The sequence below is a fragment of the Streptomyces sp. SID14478 genome (assembly GCF_010548525.1).
Lineage (GTDB): Bacteria > Actinomycetota > Actinomycetes > Streptomycetales > Streptomycetaceae > Streptomyces.
This window is the reverse complement of record NZ_JAAGMG010001150.1, coordinates 1-3,501: the sequence shown is the minus strand read 5'-3', so window position 1 is coordinate 3,501 and position 3,501 is coordinate 1. Positions and strand designations below refer to the sequence as shown.

The following is a 3,501-nucleotide window of genomic DNA, read 5'->3' as shown; positions in this document are numbered from 1 at the left end:
GTGCTCGACCTGGGCTGCGGCACGGCCGAATGGCTGCTGCGGGCCCTGTCCGCGCACCCGGAGGCGCGCGCCGAGGGCGTCGACATCGACCAGCGCTCCCTGGAACAGGCCCGGCGGGCGGCGCGGGAGCGCGGGGTCGACGAACGGCTCGCCCTGCACCACTCGCCGGCGGCGGACTTCGCCCCCGGCCACGGCTTCGACGTGGTGCTGTGCGTCGGCTCCACGCACGCCTTCGGCGGACTGCTGCCGACGCTGGAAGGGGCGCACGCCCGTCTGGCACCGGGCGGCCGGGTGCTGATCGGCGACGGCTACTGGCAGAGTGCGCCGACCCCCGAGGCCGTCGAGATGCTCGGCGACCTCACCGACCTCGCCGGCACGGTGGACCGGGTCGCCGCCGCGGGCTGGACCCCGGTGTACGCCCACTGCAGCACCCGGCACGAACTCGACGACTACGAGTGGACCCTGTGGGGCGCACTGTCCGAATGGGCGCTGGAGCACCCCGGGCACCCCGACGCCGCCGAGGCGTCGGCGCTGGCCGCGCAGCGCCGTACCGAGTGGCTGCGCGGCTACCGGGACTCCTTCGGCTTCGTCTGCCTGGTCCTGCGCCGTACCGACGGCTCCTGACTACGGCAGGTTCCTGGCCATCACGATCCGCTGGACCTGGTTCGTGCCTTCATAGATCTGCGTGATCTTCGCGTCGCGCATCATGCGCTCGACCGGGTAGTCACGGGTGTAGCCGTAGCCGCCGAGGAGCTGGACCGCGTCCGTGGTGACCTCCATGGCCACGTCCGAGGCGAAGCACTTGGCGGCCGCGCCCTGGAAGGTGAGGTCCCCCTCTCGACCTCCGGCGGCGACGCGCTCCGACTTCGCGGCGGCCGCGTACGTGAGCTGGCGGGCGGCCTCGATCTTCATCGCCATGTCGGCGAGCATGAACTGGATGCCCTGGAAGTCGGCGATCGCCTTGCCGAACTGCTTGCGCTCCCGGACGTAGCCCTTGGCGTAGTCGAGGGCGCCCTGGGCGACGCCCAGCGCCTGCGCGGCGATCGTGATGCGGGTGTGGTCGAGGGTCTTCATCGCGGTGGCGAAGCCGGTGCCCTCGGCGCCGATCATGCGGTCGGCGGGGATGCGGACGTTGTCGAGGTAGACCTCGCGGGTCGGCGAGCCCTTGATGCCGAGCTTCTTCTCCGGGGCGCCGAAGGAGACGCCCGGGTCGGACTTCTCGACCACGAAGGCGCTGATGCCCTTCGAGCGCTTGTCGGGGTCGGTGACCGCCATGACGGTGTAGTACTCGGAGACGCCGGCGTTGGTGATCCAGCGCTTCACGCCGTTCAGCACCCAGGAGTCGCCGTCGCGGACCGCGCGGGTCTTCATGCCGGCGGCGTCCGAACCGGCGTCCGGCTCGCTGAGGCAGTACGAGAACATGCCGTCGCCCTTGGCCAGCGGGCCCAGGTACTTCTTCTTCAGCTCCTCGGAGCCGGAGAGGATGACGGGCAGCGAGCCCAGCTTGTTCACGGCGGGGATGAGGGAGGACGAGACGCAGGCGCGCGCGACCTCCTCGATCACGATGACCGTGGCGAGCGCGTCGGCGCCCGCGCCGCCGTACTCCTCCGGTACGTGCACCGCGTGCAGGTCGGCGGCGACGAGCGCGTCGAGCGCCTCCTGCGGGAAGCGGGCGTCCTCGTCCACCGCGGCGGCGTGCGGGGCGATCTTCGCCTCGGCCAGCGCACGGATCGTGTCCCGGAGCAGGTCGTGCTCCTCGGACGGGCGGTACAGGTCGAACTCCGGGGTGGCAGCCGATCCGGCCAAGGTGTCTCACGCTCCAAGCGCTGCTCATTACCGTTAAGTAACCCAAATTTTATGTCCCGGCCCACGCGAGGGATACGTGAGCTACGCGACAAGGGAAAGTTCCCCGGCGAGGGGGCTGTGCATGCCCCGACTATGCTCGGTCAGCGCACGCAGCACCCACACCCCTGGAGCCCCCGCTATGGCCCTCAAGATCACCGTGATCGGCACCGGCTACCTCGGCGCCACGCATGCCGCGGCCATGGCCGAGCTCGGTTTCGAGGTGCTCGGCCTGGACGTCGTACCCGAGAAGATCGAGATGCTCACGCGGGGCGAGGTCCCGATGTACGAGCCCGGCCTGGAGGAACTGCTGCGCAAGCACGTCGCCGGGATCGAGGGGTCCAGCGGGCGGCTGCGCTTCACGATGGACTTCGCGGAGGTCGCGGCCTTCGGCGACGTGCACTTCGTCTGCGTGAACACCCCGCAGAAGCACGGCGAGTACGCCTGCGACATGAGTTACGTGGACGCCGCCTTCGCCTCGCTCGCACCGCACCTGAAGCCGGGCGCACTGGTCGTCGGCAAGTCGACCGTGCCGGTCGGCTCGGCGCAGCGGCTCGCCGAACTCCTGCCCGAGGGCGCGGAGTTGGCGTGGAACCCGGAGTTCCTGCGCGAGGGCTTCGCCGTGAACGACACGCTGCACCCGGACCGGATCGTGGTCGGGGTCGGCAGCGAGCGGGCCGAGAAGCTGCTGCGCGACGTGTACGCGACGCCGGTGGGCGAGGGCACGCCGTTCGTGGTGACGGACTTCCCGACGGCGGAGCTGGTGAAGACGGCCGCCAACTCCTTCCTCGCGACGAAGATCTCCTTCATCAACGCCATGGCCGAGGTGTGCGAGGCCGCGGGCGGCGACGTCGCCAAGCTCGCCGAGGCGATCGGCTACGACGAGCGCATCGGGCACAAGTTTCTGCGGGCCGGCATCGGCTTCGGCGGCGGCTGTCTGCCCAAGGACATCCGGGCGTTCATGGCGCGCGCCGGCGAGCTGGGCGCCGACCAGGCGCTGACGTTCCTGCGCGAGATCGACTCCGTCAACATGCGGCGGCGCGGGGCGATGGTCGAGATGGCGCGCGAGGCGCTGGATTCCGGGGGCGAGCGCGCAGCGCTCTCGGGCAGGGACGGTGGGGGGCGACGGGCGGGAGGCTCGTTCCTGGGCAAGCGGGTCGCCGTGCTGGGGGCCGCTTTCAAGCCGGACTCCGACGACGTACGGGACTCGCCCGCGCTGAACGTCGCCGGGCAGATCCACCTCCAGGGCGGCCAGGTCACGGTCTACGACCCCAAGGGCATGGACAACGCGCGGCGGCTGTTCCCGACGCTCGGGTACGCGGACTCGGCGCTGGACGCGGTGCGGGGCGCGGACGTCGTGCTGCACCTGACGGAGTGGCGGGAGTTCCGCGAGCTGGACCCGGCGCAGCTCGGCGCCGTCGCCGCGCAGCGGCTGATCCTGGACGGCCGCAACGCGCTGGACCCGGCGCTGTGGCGCGAGGCCGGGTGGACGTACCGGGCCATGGGACGCCCGTCGGCCTGACGGTCCCCGCACTGCCTGACGGGCGGGGCCCGGGCGGGCCCTTCGCCCGGTGCCACCGCATCGCCCCCCGCACGGCTGCGCGGCCGTCGTACCGGTGCGCCCGTTGAGCCCTACGAATCCGGCGTCGCGGTCGAGGG

3 protein-coding genes are annotated in these 3,501 nt (G+C 71.7%); 2 read left to right on the top strand and 1 reads right to left on the bottom strand.

The annotated features are described in order from the left end of the window. Nucleotides 1-624 (top strand): class I SAM-dependent methyltransferase (locus G3I40_RS36945; RefSeq protein ID WP_164559200.1); only part of this gene is annotated, 624 nt, incomplete at its 5' end. On the opposite strand, the gene G3I40_RS36940 is transcribed toward G3I40_RS36945, so the two are convergent. Continuing rightward, nucleotides 625-1,806 (bottom strand): acyl-CoA dehydrogenase family protein, encoded by a 1,182-nt coding sequence (locus G3I40_RS36940; protein WP_164559199.1) that lies wholly within the window; start codon nt 1,804-1,806, stop codon nt 625-627. A 178-nt stretch (nt 1,807-1,984) separates the two neighbouring features. Here G3I40_RS36940 and G3I40_RS36935 point away from each other — a divergent pair, with 178 nt between their 5' ends. Further along, nucleotides 1,985-3,364, top strand: a complete 1,380-nt coding sequence (locus tag G3I40_RS36935) for a UDP-glucose/GDP-mannose dehydrogenase family protein (protein WP_164559198.1) — start codon at nt 1,985-1,987, stop codon at nt 3,362-3,364. Nucleotides 3,365-3,501: the final 137 nt, after the last annotated feature.

Bases quoted from the DNA above. Each gene is read 5' to 3' on its own strand.
- G3I40_RS36935 (WP_164559198.1), top strand. From the start codon at position 1,985: ATGGCCCTCAAGATCACCGTGATCGGCACCGGCTACCTCGGCGCCACG.